The organism is Pseudomonas gingeri (assembly GCF_013386115.1).
Taxonomy (GTDB): Bacteria; Pseudomonadota; Gammaproteobacteria; order Pseudomonadales; family Pseudomonadaceae; genus Aquipseudomonas; species Aquipseudomonas gingeri.
Map to the genome: position 1 here is coordinate 18666 of NZ_JACAOR010000016.1, position 26307 is coordinate 44972.

Here is a 26307-nt window from a genome sequence, read left to right on the forward strand (position 1 = left end):
ATTACTCCTTCGCCTCGTTGCGGCCCAAGTGGAATGCCGTGATGGCTGCGGCGAGCAGCAGCATCGAGGCAAGTTCGACCACCAGCAGGTACGGACCGAACAGGCTGATGCCTACGGCCTTGGCACCCACGGTGGTTTGACCGATCGCGGCACCGCTGCTGTGGCTGAACAGTACGTACAGCAGTTCGATCAGCAGCAGCAACGACAGTACGGCCGGCCCACCCCAGATACCGGGCTTGAGCCAGACGCGCTCCTGCTGGACCGCGGCCGGGCCGAGGTTCAGCATCATCACCACGAACACGAACAGCACCATGATGGCGCCGGCGTAGGCGATCACTTCCAGGGCACCGGCGAACGGTGCGCCGAGGCTGAAGAAGGTCATGGCCACGGCGATCAGCGAAATGATCAGGTAGAGCAGGGCGTGCACGGGATTGGTGTTGGTGACCACGCGAAGCGTGGACACAACCGCGATACCCGATGCGAAATAGAAAGCGAATTCCATCGTTCTTCCTTAAGGCAGCAAGCTCTTCACGTTGATCGGCTCGGCTTCGTTCTGGGCGGAGCCTTTCGGCTTCCCGGCAACAGCCATACCTGCAACACGATAGAAGTTGTAATCAGGGTTCTTGCCGGGGCCGGAGATCAGCAGATCTTCTTTCTCGTAGACCAGGTCCTGACGTTTGAACTCGGCCATCTCGAAATCCGGTGTCAGCTGGATCGCGGTGGTCGGGCAGGCTTCCTCGCAGAGGCCGCAGAAAATGCAGCGCGAGAAGTTGATGCGGAAGAACTCCGGATACCAACGACCGTCGTCGGTTTCGGCTTTCTGCAGCGAGATGCAGCCCACCGGGCACGCCACGGCGCACAGGTTGCAGGCTACACAGCGCTCTTCGCCATCGGGGTCGCGGGTCAGGACGATGCGACCGCGATAGCGCGGCGGCAGGTACACCGCTTCCTCGGGATATTGCAGGGTGTCGCGTTTGCGAAAGCCATGGCCGAAAACCATCACCAGGCTTCGCAACTGGGTACCGGTACCCTTAACGATGTCGCCAATATATTTGAACATGGGTCAAATCCTCACTGAACCGCGCCCGCAGGCGTGTTCAACAACACAAGCGCAGCGGTCACCAGCAAATTGATCAGGGTCAGCGGCAGGCAGAATTTCCAGCTGAAGTCCATCACCTGGTCATACCGTGGGCGCGGGATCGAAGCGCGCAGCAGGATGAACAGCATGATGAAGAACGCGGTCTTCAGGGCGAACCAGATGAATGGAATCTGCGGCAGGATGCCGAACGGACCGTGCCAGCCACCGAAGAACAGGGTGACCAGCAGCGCCGAGATCAGGATGATGCCGATGTACTCGCCAACGAAGAACATGCCCCATTTCATGCCGGCATATTCAATGTGGTAACCGTCGGCCAGTTCCTGTTCCGCTTCCGGCTGGTCGAAGGGGTGACGGTGAGTCACGGCCACGCCGGCGATGAAGAAGGTCAGGAAACCGAAGATCTGCGGGATGATGAACCACAGGTGCTGGGCCTGGTAGTCGACGATGTCGCGCATGTTGAACGAGCCGACCTGGACCACGATGCCCATCAGCGACAGGCCCATGAACACTTCGTACGACACGGTCTGGGCCGAGGCCCGCAAGCTGCCCAGCAGGGCGAACTTGTTGTTGCTCGACCAACCGGCGAACAGCACCGCGTAGACCGACAGGCCGGCCATGGCGAAGAAGAACAGCAGGCCGATGTTCAGGTCCGCGACACCCCAGGTCGGGGTGATCGGGATGACCGCGAAGGCGATCAGCAAGGCACTCATGGCGACAACCGGCGCCAGGGTGAAGATCACCTTGTCGGCGAACGGTGGCGTCCAGTCTTCCTTGAAGAACATCTTCAGCATGTCCGCGGCGATCTGGAACATGCCGAACGGGCCGACACGGTTCGGACCGTAGCGGTCCTGCCACCAGCCCAGCAGGCGACGTTCGACGAAGCTCAGCAGGGCGCCGCAGACCACCACGGCCAGCAGGATGACAATGGCCTTGATGACCGTGAGGATCACGTCAATCACTTCAGGTGTGAACCAGGTCATTGAGCTGCCTCCTGCAGACCGTCGACGGATTTGCCGAAAATCGCTGGTGGAATCCCGGCCAGACCGGCCGGCAGGGCCACCAGGCCGGCGCCCAGTTGTTCATTGATGCGTAGCGGCAGGCGCAGCTGGGTGCCGGCCACGTTGAGGCTGAGCAGCGCGCCGTCGTTGACGCCCAGGCGGTCCGCTTCGGACTTGGCCAGCGCGACGTAGGCCGCGGGGATGCGCTCTTGAACCGGAGCGGCCTTGGAAGAGTTCTCTTCACTGCCGAACAGGTGGAAGAACGGCACCACTTGCCAGGTGCCCTGTGCCGGGTTGAAGGCGCGTGGAACACTGGCGAACCAGTTCAGCGAGTCGCCCTGGGTTTCGATCAGGCGGGTGCCCGGGTCGCCGGCGCGGATATGCCCGCCGACTTCGTCCTGGAACTTGTTCCAGGCCTGCGGCGAGTTCCAGCCCGGCGACCAGGCGAACGGCACCTGTTGACGCGGTTCGACGGAGCCCGAGTAACCTTCCATGGAGAAGGCGAACGCGGTGTCGACGTCCTGGGAGGTACGCGGTTCGTGCACGCTGATATTGGCGCGCATGGCGGTACGACCGGAGTAGCGCAGCGGTTCGCGGGCCAGCTTCATGCCCTTGATGCGGAACGCGGCGGACGGTGCGGCATCGACGATACCGGCCAGTTGTGGAGTGCTCGCGGCGCAGGCGGCGGTGACATGGTCCAGCTGGGTCCAGTCGATCGGCTGGTTCAGCAGGGTAGCGCGCAGGGCATGCAGCCAGCGCCAGCCTTCGTGGACCAGGATGCTCGCGTCGAGGTACTTCGGATCGAAGACCTGGAAGAAGCGCTGGGCGCGACCTTCCTGGCTGACCAGGGTGCCGTCGCCTTCGGCGAAGCTCGCCGCCGGCAGCACCAGGTGGGCGCGGTCGGTGGTGGCGGTCTTCTGGTGGTCGGCGACGATCAGCACTTTGGCGGCGTTCAGCGCAGCGTCGACCGTGGCGGCGTCGGTGCGGGTGAACAGATCGTTTTCCAGCACGACGATGGCGTCGGCACGGCCAGAGATGACCGCCTGCAGCGCGGCGTCCAGCGACTCACCACCGAGCATGGCCAGGCCGAGGCTGTTGGCTTCCGGCACGATCAGGCTGATGGAGCCGGCTTTTTCGCGCAGCTTCAGGGCCTTGGCAATGTTCGCGGCGGCTTCGATCAGCGCCTTGGAACCCAGGGAGGTGCCGGCGATGATCAATGGGCGCTTGGCGGCGAGCAGGGCGTCGGCGATGCGCTTGGCCAGTTCCACGGCTTCAGCGTCCAGGCCTTCGACAGCCGGTGCGCTGGCGTCGAGGGCGTGGGCCACGGCGAAACCGAGGCGGGCCAGGTCGTCAGGCGCGGCGTGCACGCACTCTTCGGCGATGTCGTCGAGCTTGGTTTCGGCAAGGCTGGCGATGAACAGCGGGTTCAGCGCGTGCTGACCGATGTTCTTCACCGCGGCATCGAGCCAGGGCTGGACACGCATGGCGTCGGCCATGGCTTCGGCCTTGCCCTTGACCGACTGGCGCAGGGCCAGGGCCATGCGGGCGGCGGTCTGGGTCAGGTCTTCACCGAGGACGAACACGGCGTCGTGGTCCTCGATGTCGCGCATGTTCGGTACGGGCAGCGGGCTGTCCTTGAGTACCTGCAGGGCCAGGCGGATACGCTCCAGCTCGGACGCCTCGATACCCGAGTAGAAGTGCTCGGCACCGACCAGCTCGCGCAGGGCGTAGTTGCTTTCCAGGCTGGCACGGGGCGAACCGATACCGACGATATTGCGACCACGCAGCAGCTCGGCCGCTTTATCCAGGGCTTCGTCCAGGCTCAGCTTGGCGCCGTTGGCCAGCAGCGGCTGGCGTGGACGGTCGGTGCGGTTGACGTAGCCATAGCCGAAACGGCCACGGTCGCACAGGAAGTACTGGTTCACCGAACCGTTGAAGCGGTTCTCGATACGACGCAGTTCGCCGTAGCGTTCACCCGGGCTGATGTTGCAACCGCTGGAGCAGCCATGGCAGATGCTCGGCGAGAACTGCATGTCCCACTTGCGGTTGTAGCGCTCGGAGTGGGTCTTGTCGGTGAACACACCGGTCGGGCAGACCTCGGTGAGGTTACCGGAGAACTCGCTTTCCAGGGTGCCGTCTTCGACGCGACCGAAGTACACGTTGTCGTGGGCGCCGAACACACCGAGGTCGGTGCCGCCGGCGTAGTCCTTGTAGAAGCGTACGCAGCGGTAGCAGGCGATGCAGCGGTTCATTTCGTGGGAAATGAACGGGCCCAGTTCCTGGTTCTGGTGGGTACGCTTGGTGAAGCGATAACGGCGCTCGTTGTGGCCGGTCATCACGGTCATGTCCTGCAGGTGGCAGTGACCGCCTTCCTCGCAGACCGGGCAGTCGTGCGGGTGGTTGGTCATCAGCCATTCCACGACACTGGCGCGGAACGCCTTGGATTCCTCATCGTCGATGGAGATCCAGGTGTTGTCGGTGGCCGGGGTCATGCAGGACATGACGATACGACCACGGGTGTCGTTCTCGTCGTTGTACTGCTTGACCGCGCACTGGCGACAGGCACCGACGCTACCGAGCGCGGGGTGCCAGCAGAAATAAGGGATGTCGAGGCCTAGCGACAGACATGCCTGTAACAGGTTGTCTGCCCCATCGACTTCGAGCGCTTTGCCGTCTACGTGGATAGTGGCCATGGTTCAAAGTTCTTCGTTGGCCCGCGTCTGCGGGCGTGGCTAATGGAATCCTGGTGCTCGCCTGGCGCATCGGGTGCGTCTTCAGACGAGGAAGAGGGCGGCACGGACCGCCCCCCTTCGATACGTTCTTATGCGCCGACTACGATCGGCCGCGCCAGAGGCGGGATGGCCGCACTGGTAGGTGCGATGCCAGCCTCGAACTCCGGACGGAAATACTTGATTGCGCTGCCCAATGGCTCCACGGCGCCCGGTGCGTGAGCACAGAAGGTCTTGCCTGGGCCGAGGAAGCCGACCAGACCCAGCAGGGTCTCGATGTCGCCGGCCTGGCCTTCGCCTTTCTCGATGGCGCGCAGGAGCTTGACGCTCCATGGCAGGCCGTCGCGGCAAGGGGTGCAGAAACCGCACGACTCACGGGCGAAGAACTCTTCCATGTTGCGCAGCAGCGAAACCATGTTGACGCTGTCGTCCACCGCCATGGCCAGGCCCGTCCCCATCCGGGTGCCGACCTTGGCGATGCCGCCGGCATACATCTGGGCGTCCAGGTGCTCCGGCAGCAGGAAGCCGGTACCGGCGCCACCAGGCTGCCAGCACTTGAGCTTGAAGCCGTCGCGCATGCCACCGGCGTAGTCTTCGAACAGCTCGCGGGCGGTCACGCCGAATGGCAGTTCCCACAGGCCCGGGTTCTTCACCTTGCCGGAGAAGCCCATCAGCTTGGTGCCGTGGTCTTCGCTGCCTTCGCGGGCGAGGGACTTGTACCAGTCGGTGCCGTTGCCGATGATCGCCGGTACGTTGCACAGGGTCTCGACGTTGTTCACGCAGGTCGGCTTGCCCCAGACGCCGACGGCGGCGGGGAAGGGCGGCTTGGAGCGCGGGTTGGCACGACGGCCTTCGAGGGAGTTGATCAGTGCGGTTTCTTCACCGCAGATGTAGCGCCCGGCACCGGTGTGGACGAACAGCTCGAAGTCGAAGCCGCTGCCGAGGATGTTCTTGCCCAGGAGACCGGCGGCCTTGGCTTCTTCCACGGCACGGTTGAGGTGCCTGGCGGCGGTGGTGTATTCGCCACGCAGGAAGATGTAGCCGCGGTAGGTCTTCAGTGCACGGGCACTGATCAGCATGCCTTCGATCAGCAGATGGGGCAGTTGCTCCATCAGCATGCGGTCTTTCCAGGTGTTGGGCTCCATCTCATCCGCGTTGCACAGCAGGTAGCGGATGTTCATGGATTCGTCTTTGGGCATCAGGCCCCATTTCACGCCGGTGGGGAAGCCCGCACCGCCGCGACCCTTGAGGCCGGCGTCCTTGACCGTCTGGACGATATCGTCCTGGGACAGGTCGGCGAAGGCCTTGCGCGCGGCGGCATAGCCGTCCTTCGCCTGGTATTCGTCGAGCCACACCGGCTCGGCGTCGTCGCGCAGGCGCCAGGTCAGCGGATGGGTTTCTGCCGAGCGCGCAATGCGGTTGGCAGGGCCGAAGGAAGTCAGGGTCATACGTAGCCCTCCAGCAGTTTGGCAACGCCGGCTGGCTGGACGTCGCCGAAAGTGTCGTCGTCGATCATCAGTGCCGGGGCCTTGTCGCAGTTGCCGAGGCAGCAGACGGGCAGCAGGGTGAAGCGGCCGTCGGCGGTGGTCTGACCCAGGCCGATGCCGAGCTTGCTCTGGATCTCGCTGACCACCGACTCGTGGCCGCCGATGTAGCAGACCATGCTGTCGCAGACGCGAATGATGTGACGACCTACCGGCTGGCGGAAGATCTGGCTGTAGAAGGTTGCTACGCCCTCGACGTCGCTGGCCGGGATGCCGAGGATCTCGCCGATGGCGTAGAGCGCGCCGTCAGGCACCCAGCCACGTTCCTTCTGGACGATCTTCAGGGCTTCGATGGACGCCGCGCGCGGGTCTTCGTAGTGATGCAGCTCGTGCTCGATGGCCGAGCGCTCGGTTTCGCTGAGGGCGAAACGGTCTGTCTGGATAAGCGTGCTGTTCATGCTTAGCGGTCCACGTCGGCCATAACGAAGTCGATACTACCCAGGTACGCGATCAAGTCCGCGACCATGCTGCCGCGGATCACCGAAGGGATCTGCTGCAGGTGCGGGAAGCTTGGGGTGCGAATCCGGGTGCGGTAGCTCATGGTGCCGCCATCGCTCGTCAGGTAATAACTGTTGATGCCCTTGGTCGCTTCGATCATCTGGAAGGATTCGTTGGCCGGCATGACCGGGCCCCACGAAACTTGCAGGAAGTGCGTGATCAGGGTCTCGATGTGCTGCAGCGTGCGCTCTTTCGGCGGCGGCGTGGTCAGCGGGTGATCCGCCTTGTACGGGCCTTCCGGCATGTTGCGCATGCACTGGTCGATGATCTTGATGCTCTGGCGCATCTCTTCGACGCGAACCATGCAGCGATCGTAGGCATCACCGTTGGCCGCCAGCGGTACTTCGAACTCGAAGTTCTCGTAGCCGGAGTACGGACGCGCCTTGCGCAGGTCGAAATCGCAACCGGTGGAACGCAGGCCGGCACCGGTGACGCCCCACTCCAGGGCTTCCTTGGTGTTGTAGGCGGCGACACCGATGGTCCGGCCCTTGAGGATACTATTCTGCAGGGCGGCCTTGGTGTACTCGTCGAGGCGTTTTGGCAGCCAGTCGACGAACTCCTTGACCAGCTTGTCCCAGCCGCGCGGCAAGTCGTGGGCGACACCGCCGATGCGGTACCAGGCCGGGTGCAGGCGGAAACCGGTGATGGCTTCGATCACCTTGTAGGCGCGCTGGCGGTCGGTGAAGGTGAAGAACACCGGGGTCATGGCGCCGACGTCCTGGATATAGGTACCCAGGAACAGCAGGTGGCTGGTGATCCGGAAGAACTCGGCCATCATGATGCGGATGGTGTCGACGCGGTCCGGCACCTTGATCCCGGCCAGTTTCTCGACCGAGAGCACGTACGGCAGGTTGTTCATCACCCCGCCGAGGTAGTCGATACGGTCGGTGTAGGGGATGAAGCTGTGCCAGGACTGGCGCTCGGCCATCTTCTCGGCGCCACGGTGGTGGTAACCGATGTCCGGCACGCAGTCGACGATCTCTTCACCGTCCAGCTGCAGGATGATACGGAAGGCACCGTGGGCCGAAGGGTGGTTCGGGCCGAGGTTGAGGAACATGTAGTCCTCGTTGGCGCCAGACCGCTTCATGCCCCAGTCTTCCGGACGGAAGCGCGCGGCTTCTTCTTCAAGCTGCTGCTTGGCCAGGGTCAGGCTGTACGGATCGAATTCGGTCGCGCGGGCAGGGAAGTCCTTGCGCAGCGGGTGACCTTCCCAGGTCGGCGGCATCATGATGCGCGACAGGTGCGGGTGACCTTTGAAGTCGATGCCGAACATGTCCCAGACTTCACGTTCGTTCCAGTTGGCATTCGGCCAGATGCTGGTGACGCTCGGCAGGCTGAGGTCGCTTTCGGACAAGGCGACCTTGATCATCACGTCACTATTACGCTCGATCGAGAGCAGGTGATAGAAGACGCTGAAATCGGCGGCCGGCAGGCCCTGACGCTTGGTGCGCAGACGCTCGTCCACGCCGTGCAGGTCATAGAGCATGACGTACGGCTTGGGCAGGTTGCGCAGGAAGGTCAGGACTTCGACGAGTTTGGCACGGCTTACCCACAGTACCGGCATGCCGGTGCGGGTGGCCTGGGCGGTGAACGCCTCGGGGCCAAAACGGTTGTTCAGTTCGACGACCACATCCTGGTCGTCTGCCTTGTAAGGCGGGATGTACAGAGCACTGCCTGTAGTCATGGTTTTTTATCGCTTTCGGTCAACGTAAAGAATGAAGCCAGGTACTCGTTTCTTTATAAGAAGCAGGACTGGATCAGACTTCGTCGGGGCTGCGCAGGTTGGTTACCTGAATACGCTGTTCGCGGCGCTGTTCCTTTTGCGACGGCATCTCGGCGCGATACACGCCTTGGTCACCGACGACCCAGGAAAGTGGGCGACGCTCCTGGCCAATCGACTCTTGCAAGAGCATCAAGCCTTGCAGGAAAGCCTCGGGGCGGGGCGGGCAGCCAGGCACGTAGACGTCCACGGGCAGGAACTTGTCCACCCCCTGAACGACGGAGTAGATGTCGTACATGCCACCGGAGTTGGCACACGAACCCATGGAAATCACCCACTTCGGTTCGAGCATCTGCTCGTACAGGCGCTGGATGATCGGGGCCATCTTCACGAAGCAGGTCCCGGCAATAACCATGAAGTCGGCCTGGCGTGGTGATGCCCGGATAACTTCGGCGCCGAAGCGTGCGATATCGTGGGGTGCCGTGAAGGCAGTGGTCATTTCCACGTAGCAGCAGGACAGGCCGAAGTTGTACGGCCACAGGGAGTTCTTGCGCCCCCAGTTGACCGCGCCGCTCAGCACGTCTTCCAGCTTGCCCATGAAAATGTTCTTGTGGACTTGATCTTCTAACGGATCGGAAACGGTTTCCCGTTCGCCGATCGGATACTGCTCGTTAGGAGCGTCCGGGTCGATTCTGGTGAGATTGTATTGCATTGCCAAAGCCTCATTGTTTCAGCTTCGCCTGCCGCTTCTGACGAGCTTGCGGAGCCCAATCAAGCGCCCCCACTCGGTAAAGGTAGACAAGACCTGCCAACAGAATTGCTATGAAAACGAGAGCTTCGACGAATCCGGTCCAGCCGCTTTCGCGGACGGACACAGACCATGCAAAGAGAAAGAGGGCTTCGATATCGAAGATCACGAACAGCATCGCGACCAGATAGAATTTGGCTGAGAGCCGCAAGCGGGCGCTACCGGTAGGCAGCATGCCGGACTCGAACGGTTCGTTTTTGCTGCGTCCCCAGGCTTTTGACCCGAGAAGGCTGGAAAGACCGAGCATGAAGGCACAGAGGCCGACGACGCCGAGCAGGAAAATGGCAAAGCCCCAGTTGTGGGCCATGAGTCCGGTCGCTTCGGTCATGCGGGTAATCCTTAACAGAGAGCAAGGGTCTCTGAGCTTGAAAAAGAAACAAAGCAGTGACGATATGTCGCAGCGCGATCAATCCCGGTGATTTTATGGCTAAACACCCGGCAAGTAAAATTCCTATAGCGAAATTATTTAATGGAATAAGGACATAACGACCTCTGGAGGGCCCGCAGGCCATACGCTGCGGGCATTAGGTGGCTTTTGGTTAATTATGTTTTATCCGGGCTGTAATGAACAAAGCGTTTGTTAAATGATAATTAATATCGTTTAGGGTGGTCTTGATAACAGTCACCGGCGGCCCTGATGTTTCCAGTTGCCTTATATAGTAGACCGATGAAAGTTGCGGGGAGGGCTGTTTTAGCGAGTTCTGTCGGTGTACGGGCTGCCCTGGATCAATACCTTGCGCAAAAAAATGCCCCGAACCAGTCGGGGCATCAGTTTTTCAGGCATTCCAGTTAGGTTTTACAAGGCCTGGAATGGCCGCTTGCTCGGTCACTCAGTGGAACTGCTCTTCTTCGGTCGAACCGGTCAGCGCGGTCACCGAGGACGATCCGCCCTGGATCACGGTGGTCATGTCGTCGAAGTAGCCGGTGCCCACTTCCTGCTGGTGCGCCACGAAGGTGTAGCCCTTGGCGGCGTCGGCGAACTCCTGCTCCTGCAGCTTGACGTAGGCGGTCATGTCGTTGCGGGCGTAGTCGTGCGCCAGGTTGAACATGCTGTGCCACATGTTGTGGATACCCGCCAGGGTGATGAACTGGTGCTTGTAGCCCATGGCCGACAGTTCGCGCTGGAACTTGGCGATGGTCGCGTCGTCCAGGTTCTTCTTCCAGTTGAAGGAAGGCGAGCAGTTGTAGGACAGGATCTGGTCCGGGTATTCCTTCTTGATCGCTTCGGCGAAGCGACGGGCCTCGTCCAGGTCCGGCTTGGCGGTTTCGCACCAGATCAGGTCGGCGTACGGCGCGTAGGCCAGGCCGCGAGCGATGGCCTGGTCGAGGCCGGCACGGACCTTGTAGAAGCCTTCCTGGGTGCGGGTACCGGTCACGAACGGCTGATCGTACGGGTCGCAGTCGGAGGTCAGCAGGTCGGCTGCGTTGGCGTCGGTACGGGCCAGGATGATGGTCGGTACGCCGGCGACGTCAGCGGCTAGGCGGGCAGCAGTCAGCTTCTGCACGGCTTCCTGGGTCGGTACCAGGACCTTGCCGCCCATGTGGCCGCATTTCTTCACGGAGGCCAGCTGGTCTTCGAAGTGCACGCCAGCGGCGCCCGCCTCGATCATGCTCTTCATCAGCTCGTAGGCGTTCAGGACACCGCCGAAACCGGCCTCGGCGTCGGCCACGATCGGTGCGAAGTAGTCGATGTAGCCATCGTCGCCCGGGTTCTTGCCGGCTTTCCACTGGATCTGGTCGGCGCGACGGAACGAGTTGTTGATGCGCTTGACCACGGTCGGTACGGAGTCCACCGGGTACAGCGACTGGTCAGGGTACATCGACTCGGCGGAGTTGTTGTCCGCGGCCACTTGCCAGCCCGACAGGTAGATCGCCTGGATACCGGCCTTGACTTGTTGCACGGCCTGGCCGCCGGTCAGGGCGCCCATGCAGTTGACGAAGTCCTTGTCCGGACGGAAGGACGGCTTGGCGCCCTGGGTGACCAGGTTCCACAGCTTCTCGGCGCCCATGCGGGCCAGGGTGTGCTCGGGTTGAACCGAACCACGCAGGCGGACCACGTCAGCGGCGGAGTAAGTGCGTGTCACGCCTTTCCAGCGCGGGTTTTCAGCCCAGTCTTTTTCAAGGGCTGCAATTTGCTGTTCGCGTGTCAGTGCCATGGAGATAAACCTCGTCGCGTCTTTTGTAAAAAGTCGTTCTTGGGTGGGAAATTCATGCTCCGCCGCAGGCACGACATGTGCAGACGGCTGCTCGCTGACCAGAAGCTTAGGCGCTCAGGTGCGGTCTGGCGGGGAAGGCGACGATTGAACGATGGGCTCAAGGGGGAAAGTGAGCGAGGCGAGGGCGATCCTTCGGGCGCATTGGGGCGTCGTGGGCCTTCGTGCGGACTTCGGAGTTCTTGCCGTTCTACCTATTACGCTTCCGTCCCTCGGGACAACTTCGTTCCAGTCGCAACCTCGTCAAACACGCCTTGTGGGCGGTACAGACACGAATCGGCTCAGGTGGGTAGGTTAGAGCGGCGATCCGAAGGCCCTTGCCAGGGCCCCTGATTAGCGGGAGCGAGGCCATCATGCCTTCGGTTTTTTGGCTCGTCAAACGTTTTGTAGTGCTTTTTTCAAAGCACTACATCTTTGGTCTAATACGACTCGTCGGTCAGTTTTCGGGGCTTCAGTCCAGGGTGTCGACTTTCACCCGCAAAGTCATGTCGTTACGGCTGGAGGTAGAGTAGCTGCGGGTTAGCGCCTGGCGGTCGGCCTGGCTCTGGCCGTTGACGCCCGCCAGGGTGATCCACTGGCCGAGCGGTCCGCTGACGGTTGTGTCGGTGCTTTGCACGTTCACTACATCCTGACGCTCCTGGCTCATCCGGTCACGATTGGTACTGATGGCCAGGTGCACGACGTTTCCGGTGACGCTGGCGGTGACGTAGAACCCCTGGGTGACGTTGCGATACTGGGTCTGGGTCTGTGGCCGGCCATAGGCGTCGAGCTGTCCGGTACTGCTGGTCAGCGGCACGCTCTGGCCCACCTGGATCAGGGCCGGGGTGCCTTCGCTGGCCTGAACCTGCTGGATGCCGCCGTCGCGGCTGTCGGTGCTGCGGCTGATGATGCGGGTCTGGCCCTGGCCGTTGATCGAGTAGCCCTGGGCGCCCTGGTCGTTGTTCTCGCTGGTATCGACGCTGATCAGCAGGCGTTTGGCGGGCTTGTCCAGTTGGCCGAGGAAATCACGCAGTTCGTTGATCTTGCCGGGCTCGGCGTTGACGATCAGCTGGTTCTGATAGGCGCTGACCTTGCCGTCCTGGCCGAGGAAATTCTGCGCGACAGGCAGCAGGTCGCTGCTGGTGCGGTAGTTCAGGGGGATGATTTCAGTGGCTGCCTGGGCGCTGAAGGCACAGGCCAGCAGCAGGCCGCTGAAGAGGGTGCGTAGGGACATGTCCGTTATCTCCGCGTTGGACTGGGCAATGCATTGAGTTTGACAGTTTCTCGGCTGTTGGTGGGTCAAGTTGAATCGCCCACGGCAAAACGCCCCGGAGACGGGGCGTTTTTGGGGAGAGTGTTATCGGTGGGAGTCTCAGGCGGAACCGCGCACCATGTCGACGTGGGGAATCCCGGCTTCGAGAAACTCCTCGCTGACGATGCTGAAGCCATGCCGTTCATAGAACGCCGTGGCCTGCACCTGGGCGCTGAGCATCTGTTGCTTGAGGCCGCGTTTCTCGGCTTCGCCGATCGTCGCCTGCAGCAGTGCGTCACCGACCTTCAACCCGCGCCAGTCGCGCAGGACCGAGACGCGCCCGATGTGCCCGTCGGGCAGCAGGCGCGCGGTACCGATCGGGAAGTCGCCCTCGAACGCCAGGAAATGCACGGCGCTGGCGTCTTCGGCGTCCCACTCGAGTTCCGGCGGCACGGCTTGTTCGGCAATGAAGACCGATTCACGAATGCGCCGAATCTCGGCGTTATCCTTTTGCCAGTCCGCGACACGTACGTGAATTCTATTCATCGGCAAATCCCAGGCTTCCTTGTTTGACCAGCTCGCAGAGCAGGCCGCGTCCATCTTCATCGTCCAGCCAGTGGCCGAGGTTGTCGACATGCAGGGCATCCGCCGCGCAGATCATTTTCAGCAGCTCGCGCAGCTTGCCCGGCAGGTAGCGGCTCTGGCCGCTGGCGAACAGCAGCAGGTCGTCATCGACTTCCGACCAGGCCAGGCGCGCACTCGGGTTGCGGATCAGCACCGCGCCATCCTGCAGGCCGGCGAGCAGGTCTTCTTCTTCGAGTTCAGGGCCCACCACCAGTTCCGGATAACGTGGCTCGGTCATGAACTGGCCGAACCAGGTCAGCAGCAGGCGCTCGTCGCTCATGTGTTCGGCCAGCAGGCTTTTCAGGCGGTCGAGGGCGTCGTGCTGGATCTGGTGCGGGTCGGCGGCCGGCTGTGCGTCGGCGTCGGTGTAGCGATCTTCGTCCGGCAGGAACTGACTGAGGAAGTCGGTGAAGTGGGTCAGCACTTCAGCGGCGCTCGGGGCGCGGAAGCCTACCGAGTAGGTCAGGCAGTCATCCACGGCGACGCCGCAGTGGGCCAAGCGCGGCGGCAGGTAGAGCATGTCGCCCGGCTCCAGGGTCCACTCGGCGGTTTCCTGGAAGTCGGCGAGGATGCGCAGGTCGGCGTGTTCCAGCAGCGCGCTGTCGGAATCGCACATCTGGCCGATCTTCCAGTGGCGCTTGCCGTGGCCCTGGAGCAGGAATACGTCGTAGTTGTCGAAATGCGGACCGACGCTGCCACCGGGGGCGGCAAAGCTGATCATCACATCGTCGATGCGCCAGCTCGGCAGGAAGCGGAAGTTTTCCAGCAGCTCGGCGACTTCCGGTACGAACTGGTCGACCGCCTGCACCAGCAGGGTCCACTCACGCTCCGGCAACTGGCTGAAGGCGTCTTCGGCGAACGGGCCGCGGCGCAGTTCCCAGGGGCGTTCGCCGTGTTCGATGATCAGGCGCGATTCGACTTCTTCTTCCAGGGCCAGGCCGGCCAGTTCGTCGGCGTCGATCGGGCTTTCGAAGTCAGGAATGGCCTGGCGGATCAGCAGCGGTTTCTTCTGCCAGTAGTCGCGCAGGAATTCGCGTGCAGTGATGCCGCCCAGGAGTTGAAGAGGAGTATCAGGATTCATGTGTAACCTATTGAAAAAAAGCGTTTTCCATACGGGAATAAAAACGCCCGGCTCGGCCGGGCGTTCAGAGCGGGTGCCGTACGATCAGATACGCTGGGCTTGGGCCACGGCGTTGCCGATGTAGTTGGCCGGGGTCAGCTGTTTCAGCTCGGCCTTGGCGTCGGCAGGCATGTCGAGCCCGTCGATGAAAGTTTGCAGCGCTTCAGGGCTGATGCCCTTGCCGCGAGTCAACTCTTTCAGTTTTTCGTACGGGTTTTCGATGTTGTAGCGGCGCATCACGGTCTGGATCGGCTCGGCCAGGACTTCCCAGCAGGCGTCCAGGTCGGCGGCGATCTTCTGCTCGTTCAGCTCCAGCTTGCCGATGCCCTTGAGGCTGGCTTCGTAGGCGATGACGCTGTGGGCGAAGCCGACGCCGAGGTTGCGCAGCACGGTGGAGTCGGTCAGGTCGCGCTGCCAGCGGGAGATCGGCAGCTTGCTGGCCAGGTGCTGGAACAGCGCGTTGGCGATACCCAGGTTGCCTTCGGAGTTTTCGAAGTCGATCGGGTTGACCTTGTGCGGCATGGTCGAGGAACCGATTTCGCCGGCGATGGTGCGCTGCTTGAAGTAGCCCAGGGAGATGTAGCCCCAGATATCGCGGTCGAAGTCGATCAGGATGGTGTTGAAGCGCGCGATCGCATCGAACAGCTCGGCGATGTAGTCGTGCGGTTCGATCTGGGTGGTGTAGGGGTTGAAGCCCAGGCCCAGTTCGTCTTCGATGAAGGCGCGGGCGTTGGCTTCCCAGTCGACCTGCGGGTAGGCCGACAGGTGGGCGTTGTAGTTGCCCACGGCGCCGTTGATCTTGCCCAGCAGCGGCACGGCGGCAACCTGGGCGATCTGGCGCTCCAGGCGGTAGACGACGTTCGCCAGTTCCTTGCCCAGGGTGGTCGGCGAAGCCGGCTGGCCGTGGGTGCGCGACAGCATCGGCACGGTGGCGAAGCGCTGGGCCAGTTCGCGGATGGCCTCGGCGATCTGGCGCATCAGCGGCAGCAGCACGTCGTCACGGCCTTCGCGCAGCATCAGGGCGTGGGACAGGTTGTTGATGTCCTCGCTGGTGCAGGCGAAGTGGATGAACTCACTGACGGCGGCCAGTTCAGGCAGCTTGGCGGCCTGTTCCTTGAGCAGGTACTCGATCGCCTTGACGTCGTGGTTGGTGGTGCGCTCGATTTCCTTGACGCGCTCGGCGTGCTCCAGGGAGAAGTTCTCGGCCAGGGTATTCAATACCGCGTTGGCTTCGGCGGAAAATGCCGGGACTTCAGTGATCGCAGGGTGGGCGGCCAGGCGCTGGAGCCAGCGTACTTCCACCAGGACGCGAGCACGGATCAGGCCGTATTCGCTGAAAATAGGGCGCAGGGCCTGGGTTTTGCCGGCGTAGCGGCCGTCAACAGGGGAAACCGCAGTGAGCGAAGAAAGCTGCATGGGGTGTTCTCGGACAGTCGGGCAACGAAATGGGGCGCGTATCATACATGAAAAAATCCGCCGGTCCGTTGCCAACTGACCGGCGTATCGCGCTTTTACAGCTCCGTCGATGGCCTCAGGCGCTACGCATCAACGGATAGAGTTCCTTGAGCAGCTTGCGCCGGCTGATCACCAGCTGCCAGCGATGGCCACCCAACTGGCGCCACAGGCGGGCCGAGCGGATACCGGCCAGCAGCAGGGCGCGGATCTTCGAGGCGTTGCTCGGCTGTTGCAGGTTGCGCATGTCGCCGTGTACCTGGATCCGCTGGCGCAGGGTGCTCAGGGTATCCTGGTACAGCGCGCCACAGGCGGCCACCACGTTTTCATGGGCCGGGCCGAAGTGTTCGACCTGGGACTGGATCTGCGGCAGGCGCTTGCCGATGATTTCCAGCATGTCGTCGCGCTTGGCCAGCTGGCGCTCCAGGCCGAGCATCGACAGGGCGTAGCGCAGCGGCTCGCGCTGCAGGGCGCTCGGGTCGCGCTCGAGGGCGCCGATCAGCGCGCGGTAGCCGTCGCGCAGGTTGATGTCGTCACCACCGTAGACTTCCAGGGTGTCCTTGGGGTCACGGATCAGCAGGCTGCCGAGCATGCAGCTCAGGCCGGCCTCGCTGGACTGGCCGGTCTTGGCAATCTTGTCCACCAGAACCGCCGCGAGAAACACACCGCCCAGTGCTGTCAGTTGCTCCTGGGTCGGGCTCATGGGCGCGCTCCGCTGGTCCAGGGCTCGGCGACTTCGATCACGCCGCCACCCAGGCAGATTTCCCCGTCGTAGAACACCACGGACTGGCCCGGCGTCACGGCACGCTGGGGCTCCTCGAACACCGCGCGATAGCCGCCGGCGGTTTTTTCCAGGGTGCAGTGCTGGTCGCCCTGGCGGTAACGGACCTTGGCGGTCAGCTTGCGCGGGCTGCTCAGGTCGACCGGGTTGACCCAGAAGATCTCGGAGGCGAGCAGGGCGCGGGAGAACAGCAGCGGGTGCTCGTTACCCTGGCCGACGATCAGCTCGTTGTGTTCCAGGTCCTTGACCAGCACATACCACGGCTCGTCGCCGGCGTCCTTGAGGCCGCCGATGCCCAGGCCCTGGCGTTGGCCGATGGTGTGGTACATCAGGCCGTGGTGACGGCCGATGACTTCACCGTCGGTGGTCTTGATCTCGCCGGGCTGGGCCGGCAGGTACTGCTTGAGGAAGTCGCTGAAGCGCCGCTCGCCGATAAAGCAGATCCCGGTGGAATCCTTTTTCTTGGCGGTCGCCAGGCCATGTTTCTCGGCAATAGCGCGCACGGCGGGCTTTTCCAGTTCGCCGACCGGGAACAGCGTCTTGGCGATCTGTTCGCCGCCGACGGCGTGCAGGAAGTAGCTCTGGTCCTTGTTCGGGTCCAGGCCCTTGAGCAGTTCGGTGCGCCCGTCGATATCGCGGCGGCGCACGTAGTGGCCGGTGGCGATCAGGTCGGCACCGAGCATCAGGGCGTAGTCGAGGAACGCCTTGAACTTGATTTCGCGGTTGCAGAGGATGTCCGGGTTCGGCGTGCGGCCGGCCTTGTATTCGGCCAGGAAGTGCTCGAACACGTTGTCCCAGTACTCGGCGGCGAAGTTGGCGGTGTGCAGCTTGATGCCGATCTTGTCGCACACGGCCTGGGCGTCCGCCAGGTCGTCCATGGCGGTGCAGTACTCCGTTCCGTCGTCTTCCTCCCAGTTCTTCATGAACAGGCCTTCCACCTGGTAACCCTGCTCCATCAGCAGGACGGCGGAAACGGAAGAGTCCACGCCGCCGGACATGCCGACAATGACGCGCAGGTTTTCTGGGGCGAGGGAAGCTGGATCACGCATAGGGATTCAATGAGTGTCTTCGAAAAAGGACGCGATTCTAACAGGCCCGCGCCCGCAAGGCTAAAGAGAAGGGCGGATCAGTTCGAGACTGTGCAGCGGGCCGGCCCGATAATCGTCGATACAGCGGATGATCAGCTCGCTGCGCCATTGCGGGCGCAGGGCCAGCAATTCGTCGCGGGTCAGCCAGCGCGGGCCGATGATACCGTCGTCCAGTTGGTAATCGGGGCGGTGCCGCAGTGGCTTGGCGGCAAAGCACACGCGCTGGTAGGTCACGCCGTTGCTGGGAGCGGTGTACAGGTAGATGCCGATGACGCCGGTCAGTTCGACATCCCAACCGGTTTCTTCCAGGGTTTCGCGGATAGCCGCCTCGTTCAGGCTCTCGTCGGGATCGAGGTGACCGGCCGGCTGGTTGAAGACCGCCCGTCCGTTTTGCAGTTCTTCGACGAGCAGGAAGCGCCCGTTGTCTTCGACAACGGTGGCGACGGTGATATGGGGTTGCCATTCCATAGGGAGTGCTCCGTTGGGTGGGAGGCCATCATAAGGCGAGCGCGGTCCCGTGCAGGAGCCGGCTTCCACAGGATTTGTATTCACGGATCGATGAATGCTCGGGCCGCAAACACAAACCCCGGCACCAGGCCGGGGTTTGTGATGTTTCCTGAACGCTTACACCAGCGCGGCAATCGCCGCGTTGAGGGTAGCGCTCGGACGCATGGCCTTGCTGATCAGCTCGGCGCTGGCGTGGTAGTAGCCGCCGATGTCGACTGGCTTGCCCTGCACGGCGTTGAGTTCGGCAACGATGGTCGCCTCGTTCTCGGTCAGGGTCTTGGCCAGCTGGGTGAACTGGCCTTGCAGCGCGGTGTCTTCGCTCTGGGCGGCCAGGGCCTGGGCCCAGTACAGCGCCAGGTAGAAGTGGCTGCCGCGGTTGTCGATGTTGCCGACTTTACGCGATGGCGACTTGTTGTTGTCGAGGAACAGGCCGGTGGCCTGGTCCAGGGTCTTCGACAGCACCAGGGCTTTCGGGTTGTTGTAGGTCACGCCCAGGTGTTCCAGGGAAGCGGCCAGGGCCAGGAATTCACCCAGGGAGTCCCAGCGCAGGAAGTTCTCTTCCACCAGTTGCTGAACGTGCTTGGGTGCCGAACCGCCGGCGCCGGTTTCGAACAGGCCGCCGCCATTCATCAGCGGAACGATCGACAGCATCTTCGCGCTGGTGCCCAGTTCCATGATCGGGAACAGGTCGGTCAGGTAGTCGCGCAGGACGTTACCGGTCACCGAGATGGTGTCCTTGCCTTCGCGGGTGCGGGCCAGGGTGAACTTCATCGCGTCGACCGGCGACATGATCTGGATGTCCAGGCCGCTGGTGTCGTGATCCTTCAGGTAGGTCTGGACCTTCTCGATCACCACGCCGTCGTGGGCGCGCATCGGGTCGAGCCAGAAGATCGCCGGGGTGCTGCTTGCGCGGGCGCGGTTGACGGCCAGCTTGACCCAGTCCTGGATCGGCGCGTCCTTGGTCTGGCACATGCGGAAGATGTCGCCAGCTTCCACGGCCTGTTCCAGCAGGGTGCGACCGGTGCTGTCGGAAACCCGGACCACGCCGTCGGCCTTGATCTGGAAGGTCTTGTCGTGGGAGCCATACTCTTCGGCTTTCTTCGCCATCAGGCCAACGTTCGGCACGCTGCCCATGGTGGTCGGATCGAAGGCGCCGTGTTGCTTGCAGTCTTCGATCACCGCCTGGTAGATGGTGGCGTAGCAACGATCCGGGATCACGGCCTTGGTGTCGTGCAGCTGGCCGTCGGTGCCCCACATCTTGCCGGAGTCACGGATCATGGCCGGCATCGAGGCGTCGACGATGACGTCGCTCGGCACGTGCAGGTTGGTGATGCCCTTGTCGGAGTTGACCATGGCCAGCGCCGGACGAACGGCGTAGACCGCCTGGATGTCCGCTTCGATCTGTGCCTGCTGCTCGGCCGGCAGGGCCTTGATGCGGGCGTACAGGTCGCCGATGCCGTTGTTCAGGTTGAAGCCGATCTGGGCCAGGACGTCGGCGTGCTTGGCCAGGGCGTCCTTGTAGAACTCGGCAACGATCTGGCCGAACATGATCGGGTCGGAGACCTTCATCATGGTGGCTTTCAGGTGAACCGACAGCAGGACGCCTTGTTGCTTGGCGTCTTCGATTTCGGCGGCGATGAAGCTGCGCAGGGCGTTCTTGCTCAGCACGGCGCAGTCGAGGATCTCACCGGCTTGTACGCTGGTCTTCTCTTTCAGGACGCTGGAGGTGCCGTCCTGGGCGATCAGTTCGATCTTGACGCTGCCGGCGGCATCGATCAGGGCGGCTTTTTCGCTGCCGTAGAAGTCGCCGTTGCTCATGTGCGCGACGTGGGACTTGGAGTCCGCGGCCCAGGCGCCCATCTTGTGCGGGTGCTTGCGGGCGTAGTTCTTGACCGACAGTGGCGCGCGACGGTCGGAGTTGCCTTCGCGCAGGACCGGGTTCACGGCGCTGCCCTTGACCTTGTCGTAGCGGGCGCGAGCGTCTTTCTCGGCGTCGGTGCTCACGGTTTCCGGGTAGTCGGGGATGTTGAAGCCCTGGGCTTGCAGTTCCTTGATCGCGGCCTGCAGTTGTGGAACCGAGGCGCTGATGTTCGGCAGCTTGATGATGTTGGCTTCTGGCGTGATGGCCAGCTCGCCCAGCTCGGCGAGGTGATCCGGCACGGCCTTGGCGCCCAGTTGTTCAGGGAAGCTCGAAAGAATACGTCCGGCCAGCGAGATATCGCGGGTTTCCACGGCGATATCAGCCGAAGCGGTAAAGGCCTCTACGATAGGCAACAGTGAATAGGTGGCGAGGGCGGGAGCTTCGTCGGTGAAGGTGTAGATGATCTTCGAGCGGGTGGGCATATTCGGATTAACTCTCTTCTTTGCTAAAGCATGCGCAGAAACTCGAGATGCGCCGGATAAGCGCGTTCGTTCAAAGTCGTCCATGAGCCGAATATCGAGGTTTCTTCGCGGTGATGTTGGGTTGCATCAGTCGAGCGTCAAGCGGTCGGACTGCGGTAACAGCCCGGCTTCTGGGCGGAAAGTCTCGGCTACATTTCGGTAGCTGGGAGAGGTCGGCCGTCGTGACCCTACGGTCAGCGGCGCGATTATACATAGGTTGCTGGCAAAGCGCCGAGGGTTCATAAACAACTCTTTTCGTCCATTGGTCTAAAGGTCGCACTGGCAAAAGCGGCGGATGCGGCTGGCAAATGCTGGAGATTGGCGCTTTTCCCTTTGATTTCAGGCTTGTACGCCGCGAACTGACGACGTTTCAGCGCAAATGGGGGTGGTCGAGGTTTCCGTCTACATTTAACTGGGGTAGGCTCGAGCGCAGCCAGATGTTCAATCCATAGATGGAGTACAACATGGGATACAAGAAGATTCAGGTTCCGGCCGTCGGTGACAAAATCACCGTCAATGCAGACCACTCTCTCAATGTTCCTGATCACCCGATCATCCCCTTCATCGAAGGTGACGGTATTGGCGTCGATATCAGCCCGGTGATGATCAAGGTCGTCGACGCGGCTGTCGAAAAGGCCTACGGCGGCAAGCGCAAGATCTCCTGGATGGAAGTCTATGCCGGCGAAAAGGCCACCCAGGTCTATGACCAGGACACCTGGCTGCCCCAGGAAACCCTCGATGCGGTCAAGGACTACGTGGTTTCCATCAAGGGGCCCCTGACCACTCCGGTGGGTGGGGGTATCCGCTCCCTCAACGTGGCTCTGCGCCAGCAACTCGACCTGTATGTCTGCCTGCGTCCGGTGCGCTGGTTCGAAGGCGTACCGAGCCCAGTGAAAAAGCCCGGCGATGTCGACATGACGATCTTTCGCGAAAACTCCGAAGACATCTATGCCGGGATCGAGTGGAAGGCCGGTTCTGCGGAAGCGAACAAGGTCATCAAGTTCCTCAAGGAAGAAATGGGCGTCACCAAGATCCGTTTCGACCAGGATTGCGGTATCGGCGTCAAGCCGGTATCGAAAGAGGGCACCAAGCGCCTGGCGCGCAAAGCCCTGCAATATGTTGTCGACAATGATCGCAAGTCGCTGACCATCGTCCACAAGGGCAATATCATGAAGTTCACCGAAGGGGCCTTCAAGGAGTGGGCCTACGAAGTGGCGGCCGAGGAGTTCGGCGCGACGCTGCTCGACGGCGGTCCGTGGATGCAGTTCAAGAATCCGAAGACCGGTCGCAATGTCGTGGTCAAGGACGCCATCGCCGACGCCATGCTCCAGCAGATCCTGCTGCGCCCGGCCGAGTACGACGTGATCGCCACCCTCAACCTGAACGGTGACTACCTGTCCGACGCCCTGGCGGCCGAGGTCGGAGGTATCGGTATCGCGCCAGGGGCCAACCTGTCCGATACCGTCGCCATGTTCGAGGCGACCCATGGCACCGCGCCCAAGTACGCCGGCAAGGATCAGGTAAACCCTGGTTCGCTGATCCTGTCCGCGGAAATGATGCTGCGTCACATGGGCTGGACCGAGGCGGCCGACCTGATCATCAAGGGGACCAACGGCGCGATCGGCGCGAAAACTGTAACCTATGATTTCGAGCGGCTGATGGAGGGGGCGACGCTGGTGTCTTCTTCCGGCTTTGGTGATGCGCTGATCAGGCATATGTAGATCGAGCGGTGAAAAAATACCCGGTTCAAGTGATTGAACCGGGTATTTTTTATGCCTTGGCTTTTATCGGTTTGGACTGGACGTTGTTGTCTTCATGGTGGTGATCATGGTCATGATGATGTGCGTGGGGCGACACGGTGGGTGCGACTACTGCCGTGATATCGACCGCATGCAGTCCCTTGGGGCCCTGGATGATCTTAAAGCTCACTGCCTGGCCAGCCTTAAGGGTTTTGTAGCCATCCATCTTGATGGCTGAGTAATGGGCAAACAAGTCTTCATCCTTGCCTTCTTCCAGGACGAAACCATAGCCCTTGGCGTTGTTGAACCACTTGACCTTACCGCTCGGCATGCTCATATCCCTCTGCAAACGACCCCATCACTGGAGTATCATCCAGTTCATCCTTCACTACGTGAACCAGAAAAATGGTTGACGATATGGACCTTTATTACCCAATGTGGGCTCTATTGGTTGTAACACCGATTTGCCGATAGTCAAGGTGGCCTTTCGGTCGGTATTGAAACTGTCCGAAACGTCCCCATTACTGCAACAGCTCAACTGACAGAACCTTTCTTTCCATGCATGCAATCAGCCAGATTCGACTAACATTCAATCAGGATCGCCCGGATTTCCACGACGACGATTCCGCGGGCATTGCCATACAGGAAGCAAAGCCTGCATTGCAGGCGCCGCCGATGTACAAGGTGGTTTTGTTCAACGATGACTACACGCCGATGGATTTCGTCGTCGAAGTGCTCGAGGTGTTTTTTAACCTGAATCGCGAGCTGGCTACCAAGGTCATGCTGGCAGTTCATACAGAAGGACGGGCAGTATGTGGAGTGTTTACCCGCGACATCGCCGAGACCAAGGCCATGCAGGTCAACCAGTACGCCAGGGAAAGCCAGCATCCGCTACTCTGTGAAATCGAGAAGGACGGTTAACGCCGACCACTTGGGTATGAGGTGAACTATGTTAAACCGCGAGCTCGAAGTCACCCTCAATCTAGCCTTCAAGGAGGCCCGTTCGAAGCGTCATGAATTCATGACGGTCGAGCATCTCCTGCTGGCCCTTTTGGATAATGAGGCCGCCGCAACCGTTCTACGGGCCTGTGGTGCGAACCTCGACAAACTCAAGCACGACCTGCAGGAGTTCATCGACTCCACCACGCCGTTGATCCCCGTTCATGACGAAGATCGCGAAACCCAGCCGACCCTGGGCTTCCAGCGTGTCCTGCAACGTGCCGTATTCCATGTGCAGAGCTCCGGTAAGCGCGAAGTGACGGGCGCCAACGTGCTTGTCGCAATCTTCAGCGAACAGGAAAGCCAGGCGGTGTTCCTGCTCAAGCAGCAAAGCGTTGCGCGTATCGATGTCGTCAACTACATCGCCCATGGCATCTCCAAGGTGCCCGGGCACGGCGATCACTCCGAAGGCGAGCAGGATATGCAGGACGAAGAGGGCGGTGAGTCTTCATCTTCAGGCAATCCCCTGGATGCGTATGCCAGCAACCTCAACGAGCTGGCACGCCAGGGGCGTATCGATCCACTGGTCGGCCGCGAGATGGAAGTCGAGCGCGTGGCGCAGATCCTTGCGCGCCGACGCAAGAACAACCCGTTGCTGGTGGGTGAGGCGGGCGTGGGCAAGACCGCGATCGCTGAAGGCCTCGCCAAGCGCATCGTCGACAACCAGGTGCCGGACCTGCTGGCCAACAGCGTCGTCTATTCCCTCGACCTGGGGGCCCTGCTGGCCGGTACCAAATATCGCGGCGACTTCGAGAAGCGCTTCAAGGCGTTGCTCGGCGAGCTGAAAAAACGTCCGCAGGCGATCCTGTTCATCGACGAGATCCACACCATCATCGGTGCGGGTGCTGCGTCCGGTGGCGTCATGGATGCCTCGAACCTGCTCAAGCCGCTGCTGTCCTCGGGTGATATCCGTTGCATCGGCTCGACCACCTTCCAGGAATTCCGCGGCATCTTCGAGAAGGACCGTGCCCTGGCCCGGCGCTTCCAGAAGGTCGACGTGTCCGAACCTTCGGTCGAAGACACCATCGGTATCCTGCGCGGCCTGAAAGGCCGTTTCGAGCAGCACCACAACATCGAATACAGCGACGAGGCGTTGCGTGCGGCGGCCGAGCTGGCTTCGCGCTACATCAATGATCGGCATATGCCGGACAAGGCCATCGACGTGATCGACGAGGCGGGGGCCTACCAGCGCCTGCAGCCGGTCGAGAAGCGGGTGAAGCGCATCGAAGTGCCCCAGGTCGAGGATATCGTCGCGAAAATCGCGCGGATTCCGCCGAAACACGTCACCAGCTCCGACAAGGAACTGCTGCGTAACCTCGAGCGCGACCTGAAGCTCACCGTATTCGGCCAGGATGCGGCCATCGACTCGCTGTCGACAGCCATCAAGCTGTCCCGTGCCGGGCTGAAATCTCCGGACAAGCCGGTCGGTTCGTTCCTGTTCGCCGGTCCTACCGGTGTCGGCAAGACCGAAGCGGCACGGCAGTTGGCCAAGGCGATGGGTATCGAGCTGGTACGTTTCGACATGTCCGAGTACATGGAGCGTCACACCGTATCGCGTCTGATCGGTGCGCCTCCAGGCTATGTCGGTTTCGACCAGGGTGGCTTGCTGACCGAAGCGATTACCAAACAACCGCATTGCGTGCTGCTGCTCGATGAAATCGAGAAGGCCCACCCGGAAGTCTTCAACCTGCTGCTGCAGGTCATGGACCACGGGACCCTGACCGACAACAACGGGCGCAAGGCCGACTTCCGCAACGTGATCGTGATCATGACCACCAACGCCGGTGCTGAAACCGCGGCCCGGGCGTCGATCGGCTTCACGCATCAGGACCACTCGTCCGATGCGATGGAAGTGATCAAGAAGAGCTTCACGCCGGAGTTCCGCAACCGCCTGGACACCATTATCCAATTTGGTCGCCTCAGCCATGAGGTTATCAAGAGCGTGGTGGACAAGTTCCTTACCGAGCTTCAGGCGCAGCTGGAAGACAAGCGCGTACAGCTGGAAGTGACCGACGCGGCTCGCAGCTGGCTGGCCGAAGGTGGCTACGATGCGGCGATGGGTGCACGTCCGATGGCACGCCTGATCCAGGACAAGATCAAGCGTCCACTGGCCGAGGAGATCCTGTTTGGCGAGTTGTCCGACCATGGCGGTGTGGTACACATCGACATCAAGGATGGCGAGCTGACCTTCGACTTCGAAACCACGGCTGAAATGGCCTGATCCGGGCTGATGCAGTACCAGACAAAGGCGCCTTCGGGCGCCTTTGTCGTCTTCGCGACCCTGAAAATGCCATGGATCCTGTAGGAGCCGGCTTGCTGGCGATGTTGGCCGATCAGGCGCTGCAAGGCTCACAGGCCTCATCGCCGGCAAGCCGGCTTCCACAGAAGAAAGATTTCAGGGGGGGGCAAAAAATGCGCAAACAAAAACGCCCGGCAGTGCCGGGCGTCTTGTATTGACCTGATTAGCGGGCGCGGTAGGTGATGCGCCCTTTGCTCAAGTCATAGGGCGTCAGCTCGACGCGCACTTTGTCACCGGTAAGAATACGGATGTAGTTCTTGCGCATCTTGCCGGAGATATGCGCGGTTACGACGTGCCCATTTTCCAACTCCACGCGAAACATGGTGTTGGGCAGGGTGTCGACGACAGTGCCTTCCATTTCGAAGCTGTCTTCTTTCGACATGCAGTAAAGCCCTCGGTGTCCAGTGAATGGCCCGGTGCAACTGCGCCAGGCAAAAGCGGCGTGCATTGTGCCCGAAAAACCACCTTCACGCCAA

23 protein-coding genes are annotated in these 26307 nt (G+C 61.6%); 3 read left to right on the forward strand and 20 right to left on the reverse strand.

Features of this window, described 5'->3' with window-relative positions:
• Position 1 precedes the first annotated feature (1 nt).
• The 18 genes from nuoJ to HX881_RS30370 all read right to left on the reverse strand — a co-directional run bounded on the left by nuoJ (position 2) and on the right by HX881_RS30370 (position 20755).
• The gene (gene nuoJ / locus HX881_RS30285; protein ID WP_017123830.1) at positions 2-502 is read right to left on the reverse strand and encodes an NADH-quinone oxidoreductase subunit J; all 501 of its coding nucleotides are present in this window, start codon (positions 500-502) and stop codon (positions 2-4) included.
• A gap of 9 nt (positions 503-511) precedes the next feature.
• The gene (nuoI, locus tag HX881_RS30290; RefSeq protein ID WP_017123831.1) at positions 512-1060 is read right to left on the reverse strand and encodes an NADH-quinone oxidoreductase subunit NuoI; all 549 of its coding nucleotides are present in this window, start codon (positions 1058-1060) and stop codon (positions 512-514) included.
• 11 nt (positions 1061-1071) lie between these two features.
• Positions 1072-2079, reverse strand: coding sequence for an NADH-quinone oxidoreductase subunit NuoH (gene nuoH, locus HX881_RS30295; RefSeq protein ID WP_017123832.1), 1008 nt, complete (start codon positions 2077-2079; stop codon positions 1072-1074).
• Positions 2076-4790, reverse strand: coding sequence for an NADH-quinone oxidoreductase subunit NuoG (nuoG, locus tag HX881_RS30300; protein WP_177088250.1), 2715 nt, complete (start codon positions 4788-4790; stop codon positions 2076-2078). Before nuoG ends, nuoH begins: the two co-directional genes overlap by 4 nt.
• A gap of 128 nt (positions 4791-4918) precedes the next feature.
• Complete coding sequence (gene nuoF / locus HX881_RS30305; protein ID WP_017123834.1) at positions 4919-6274, reverse strand: NADH-quinone oxidoreductase subunit NuoF; 1356 nt, start codon at positions 6272-6274, stop codon at positions 4919-4921.
• Positions 6271-6768, reverse strand: a complete 498-nt coding sequence (nuoE, locus tag HX881_RS30310) for an NADH-quinone oxidoreductase subunit NuoE (protein ID WP_007970445.1) — start codon at positions 6766-6768, stop codon at positions 6271-6273. Before nuoE ends, nuoF begins: the two co-directional genes overlap by 4 nt.
• Before the next feature lie 2 nt (positions 6769-6770).
• On the reverse strand, positions 6771-8552 hold the full coding sequence (gene nuoC, locus HX881_RS30315) for an NADH-quinone oxidoreductase subunit C/D (protein ID WP_017123835.1): 1782 nt from the start codon (positions 8550-8552) through the stop codon (positions 6771-6773).
• 73 nt (positions 8553-8625) lie between these two features.
• Positions 8626-9300 carry a NuoB/complex I 20 kDa subunit family protein gene (locus HX881_RS30320; protein ID WP_017123836.1) on the reverse strand — a complete coding sequence of 225 codons (675 nt, stop codon included), beginning with the start codon at positions 9298-9300 and terminating at the stop codon, positions 8626-8628.
• A gap of 10 nt (positions 9301-9310) precedes the next feature.
• Positions 9311-9724: an NADH-quinone oxidoreductase subunit A gene (locus HX881_RS30325; protein WP_010444610.1), complete on the reverse strand. Its 414-nt coding sequence runs from the start codon at positions 9722-9724 to the stop codon at positions 9311-9313.
• Between the two features lie 502 nt (positions 9725-10226).
• Positions 10227-11552, reverse strand: coding sequence for an isocitrate lyase (gene aceA, locus HX881_RS30330; protein ID WP_017123838.1), 1326 nt, complete (start codon positions 11550-11552; stop codon positions 10227-10229).
• Between the two features lie 508 nt (positions 11553-12060).
• Positions 12061-12822, reverse strand: a complete 762-nt coding sequence (locus HX881_RS30335; protein WP_017123839.1) for a secretin N-terminal domain-containing protein — start codon at positions 12820-12822, stop codon at positions 12061-12063.
• Positions 12823-12960: 138 nt separating this feature from the next.
• Positions 12961-13386 carry a GNAT family N-acetyltransferase gene (locus HX881_RS30340; protein WP_177088252.1) on the reverse strand — a complete coding sequence of 142 codons (426 nt, stop codon included), beginning with the start codon at positions 13384-13386 and terminating at the stop codon, positions 12961-12963.
• On the reverse strand, positions 13379-14545 hold the full coding sequence (locus tag HX881_RS30345; protein WP_017123841.1) for a ribosomal protein uL16 3-hydroxylase: 1167 nt from the start codon (positions 14543-14545) through the stop codon (positions 13379-13381). The genes HX881_RS30340 and HX881_RS30345 overlap by 8 nt, the downstream gene beginning before the upstream one ends.
• Before the next feature lie 84 nt (positions 14546-14629).
• Positions 14630-16000: an adenylosuccinate lyase gene (purB, locus tag HX881_RS30350; protein WP_177088254.1), complete on the reverse strand. Its 1371-nt coding sequence runs from the start codon at positions 15998-16000 to the stop codon at positions 14630-14632.
• Positions 16001-16115: 115 nt separating this feature from the next.
• Positions 16116-16739 carry a high frequency lysogenization protein HflD gene (hflD, locus tag HX881_RS30355; RefSeq protein WP_017123843.1) on the reverse strand — a complete coding sequence of 208 codons (624 nt, stop codon included), beginning with the start codon at positions 16737-16739 and terminating at the stop codon, positions 16116-16118.
• Entirely contained in the window at positions 16736-17866 is a 1131-nt protein-coding gene (mnmA, locus tag HX881_RS30360) for a tRNA 2-thiouridine(34) synthase MnmA (RefSeq protein ID WP_017123844.1), read from the reverse strand. Before mnmA ends, hflD begins: the two co-directional genes overlap by 4 nt.
• Positions 17867-17926: 60 nt before the next feature.
• Positions 17927-18373 (reverse strand): NUDIX hydrolase, encoded by a 447-nt coding sequence (locus HX881_RS30365; protein ID WP_017123845.1) that lies wholly within the window; start codon positions 18371-18373, stop codon positions 17927-17929.
• A 156-nt stretch (positions 18374-18529) separates the two neighbouring features.
• Complete coding sequence (locus HX881_RS30370) at positions 18530-20755, reverse strand: NADP-dependent isocitrate dehydrogenase (RefSeq protein WP_017123846.1); 2226 nt, start codon at positions 20753-20755, stop codon at positions 18530-18532.
• A 503-nt stretch (positions 20756-21258) separates the two neighbouring features.
• Between HX881_RS30370 and icd the strand changes: the two genes are divergently transcribed.
• Positions 21259-22515 carry an NADP-dependent isocitrate dehydrogenase gene (icd, locus tag HX881_RS30375; RefSeq protein WP_017123847.1) on the forward strand — a complete coding sequence of 419 codons (1257 nt, stop codon included), beginning with the start codon at positions 21259-21261 and terminating at the stop codon, positions 22513-22515.
• Positions 22516-22564: 49 nt separating this feature from the next.
• Here icd and cspD read toward each other — a convergent pair whose 3' ends face one another.
• Positions 22565-22864 carry a cold shock domain-containing protein CspD gene (cspD, locus tag HX881_RS30380; protein WP_244861833.1) on the reverse strand — a complete coding sequence of 100 codons (300 nt, stop codon included), beginning with the start codon at positions 22862-22864 and terminating at the stop codon, positions 22565-22567.
• A 227-nt stretch (positions 22865-23091) separates the two neighbouring features.
• Between cspD and clpS the strand changes: the two genes are divergently transcribed.
• Together clpS and clpA are read left to right on the forward strand one after the other, a co-directional pair.
• Positions 23092-23454, forward strand: a complete 363-nt coding sequence (gene clpS, locus HX881_RS30385; protein ID WP_017123849.1) for an ATP-dependent Clp protease adapter ClpS — start codon at positions 23092-23094, stop codon at positions 23452-23454.
• Between the two features lie 28 nt (positions 23455-23482).
• Entirely contained in the window at positions 23483-25753 is a 2271-nt protein-coding gene (gene clpA / locus HX881_RS30390; RefSeq protein ID WP_017123850.1) for an ATP-dependent Clp protease ATP-binding subunit ClpA, read from the forward strand.
• A gap of 241 nt (positions 25754-25994) precedes the next feature.
• On the opposite strand, the gene infA is transcribed toward clpA, so the two are convergent.
• Positions 25995-26213, reverse strand: coding sequence for a translation initiation factor IF-1 (gene infA, locus HX881_RS30395; RefSeq protein WP_002553999.1), 219 nt, complete (start codon positions 26211-26213; stop codon positions 25995-25997).
• Positions 26214-26307 lie beyond the last annotated feature (94 nt).

Excerpts from the sequence above, each read along its gene's own strand:
- nuoJ (WP_017123830.1), bottom strand. The coding sequence starts at position 502 with ATGGAATTCGCTTTCTATTTCGCATCGGGTATCGCGGTTGTGTCCACG.
- nuoI (WP_017123831.1), bottom strand. The coding sequence starts at position 1,060 with ATGTTCAAATATATTGGCGACATCGTTAAGGGTACCGGTACCCAGTTG.
- nuoH (WP_017123832.1), bottom strand. The coding sequence starts at position 2,079 with ATGACCTGGTTCACACCTGAAGTGATTGACGTGATCCTCACGGTCATC.
- nuoG (WP_177088250.1), bottom strand. The coding sequence starts at position 4,790 with ATGGCCACTATCCACGTAGACGGCAAAGCGCTCGAAGTCGATGGGGCA.
- nuoF (WP_017123834.1), bottom strand. The coding sequence starts at position 6,274 with ATGACCCTGACTTCCTTCGGCCCTGCCAACCGCATTGCGCGCTCGGCA.
- nuoE (WP_007970445.1), bottom strand. The coding sequence starts at position 6,768 with ATGAACAGCACGCTTATCCAGACAGACCGTTTCGCCCTCAGCGAAACC.
- nuoC (WP_017123835.1), bottom strand. The coding sequence starts at position 8,552 with ATGACTACAGGCAGTGCTCTGTACATCCCGCCTTACAAGGCAGACGAC.
- HX881_RS30320 (WP_017123836.1), bottom strand. The coding sequence starts at position 9,300 with ATGCAATACAATCTCACCAGAATCGACCCGGACGCTCCTAACGAGCAG.
- HX881_RS30325 (WP_010444610.1), bottom strand. The coding sequence starts at position 9,724 with ATGACCGAAGCGACCGGACTCATGGCCCACAACTGGGGCTTTGCCATT.
- aceA (WP_017123838.1), bottom strand. The coding sequence starts at position 11,552 with ATGGCACTGACACGCGAACAGCAAATTGCAGCCCTTGAAAAAGACTGG.
- HX881_RS30335 (WP_017123839.1), bottom strand. The coding sequence starts at position 12,822 with ATGTCCCTACGCACCCTCTTCAGCGGCCTGCTGCTGGCCTGTGCCTTC.
- HX881_RS30340 (WP_177088252.1), bottom strand. The coding sequence starts at position 13,386 with ATGAATAGAATTCACGTACGTGTCGCGGACTGGCAAAAGGATAACGCC.
- HX881_RS30345 (WP_017123841.1), bottom strand. The coding sequence starts at position 14,545 with ATGAATCCTGATACTCCTCTTCAACTCCTGGGCGGCATCACTGCACGC.
- purB (WP_177088254.1), bottom strand. The coding sequence starts at position 16,000 with ATGCAGCTTTCTTCGCTCACTGCGGTTTCCCCTGTTGACGGCCGCTAC.
- hflD (WP_017123843.1), bottom strand. The coding sequence starts at position 16,739 with ATGAGCCCGACCCAGGAGCAACTGACAGCACTGGGCGGTGTGTTTCTC.
- mnmA (WP_017123844.1), bottom strand. The coding sequence starts at position 17,866 with ATGCGTGATCCAGCTTCCCTCGCCCCAGAAAACCTGCGCGTCATTGTC.
- HX881_RS30365 (WP_017123845.1), bottom strand. The coding sequence starts at position 18,373 with ATGGAATGGCAACCCCATATCACCGTCGCCACCGTTGTCGAAGACAAC.
- HX881_RS30370 (WP_017123846.1), bottom strand. The coding sequence starts at position 20,755 with ATGCCCACCCGCTCGAAGATCATCTACACCTTCACCGACGAAGCTCCC.
- icd (WP_017123847.1), top strand. The coding sequence starts at position 21,259 with ATGGGATACAAGAAGATTCAGGTTCCGGCCGTCGGTGACAAAATCACC.
- cspD (WP_244861833.1), bottom strand. The coding sequence starts at position 22,864 with ATGCCGAGCGGTAAGGTCAAGTGGTTCAACAACGCCAAGGGCTATGGT.
- clpS (WP_017123849.1), top strand. The coding sequence starts at position 23,092 with ATGCATGCAATCAGCCAGATTCGACTAACATTCAATCAGGATCGCCCG.
- clpA (WP_017123850.1), top strand. The coding sequence starts at position 23,483 with ATGTTAAACCGCGAGCTCGAAGTCACCCTCAATCTAGCCTTCAAGGAG.
- infA (WP_002553999.1), bottom strand. The coding sequence starts at position 26,213 with ATGTCGAAAGAAGACAGCTTCGAAATGGAAGGCACTGTCGTCGACACC.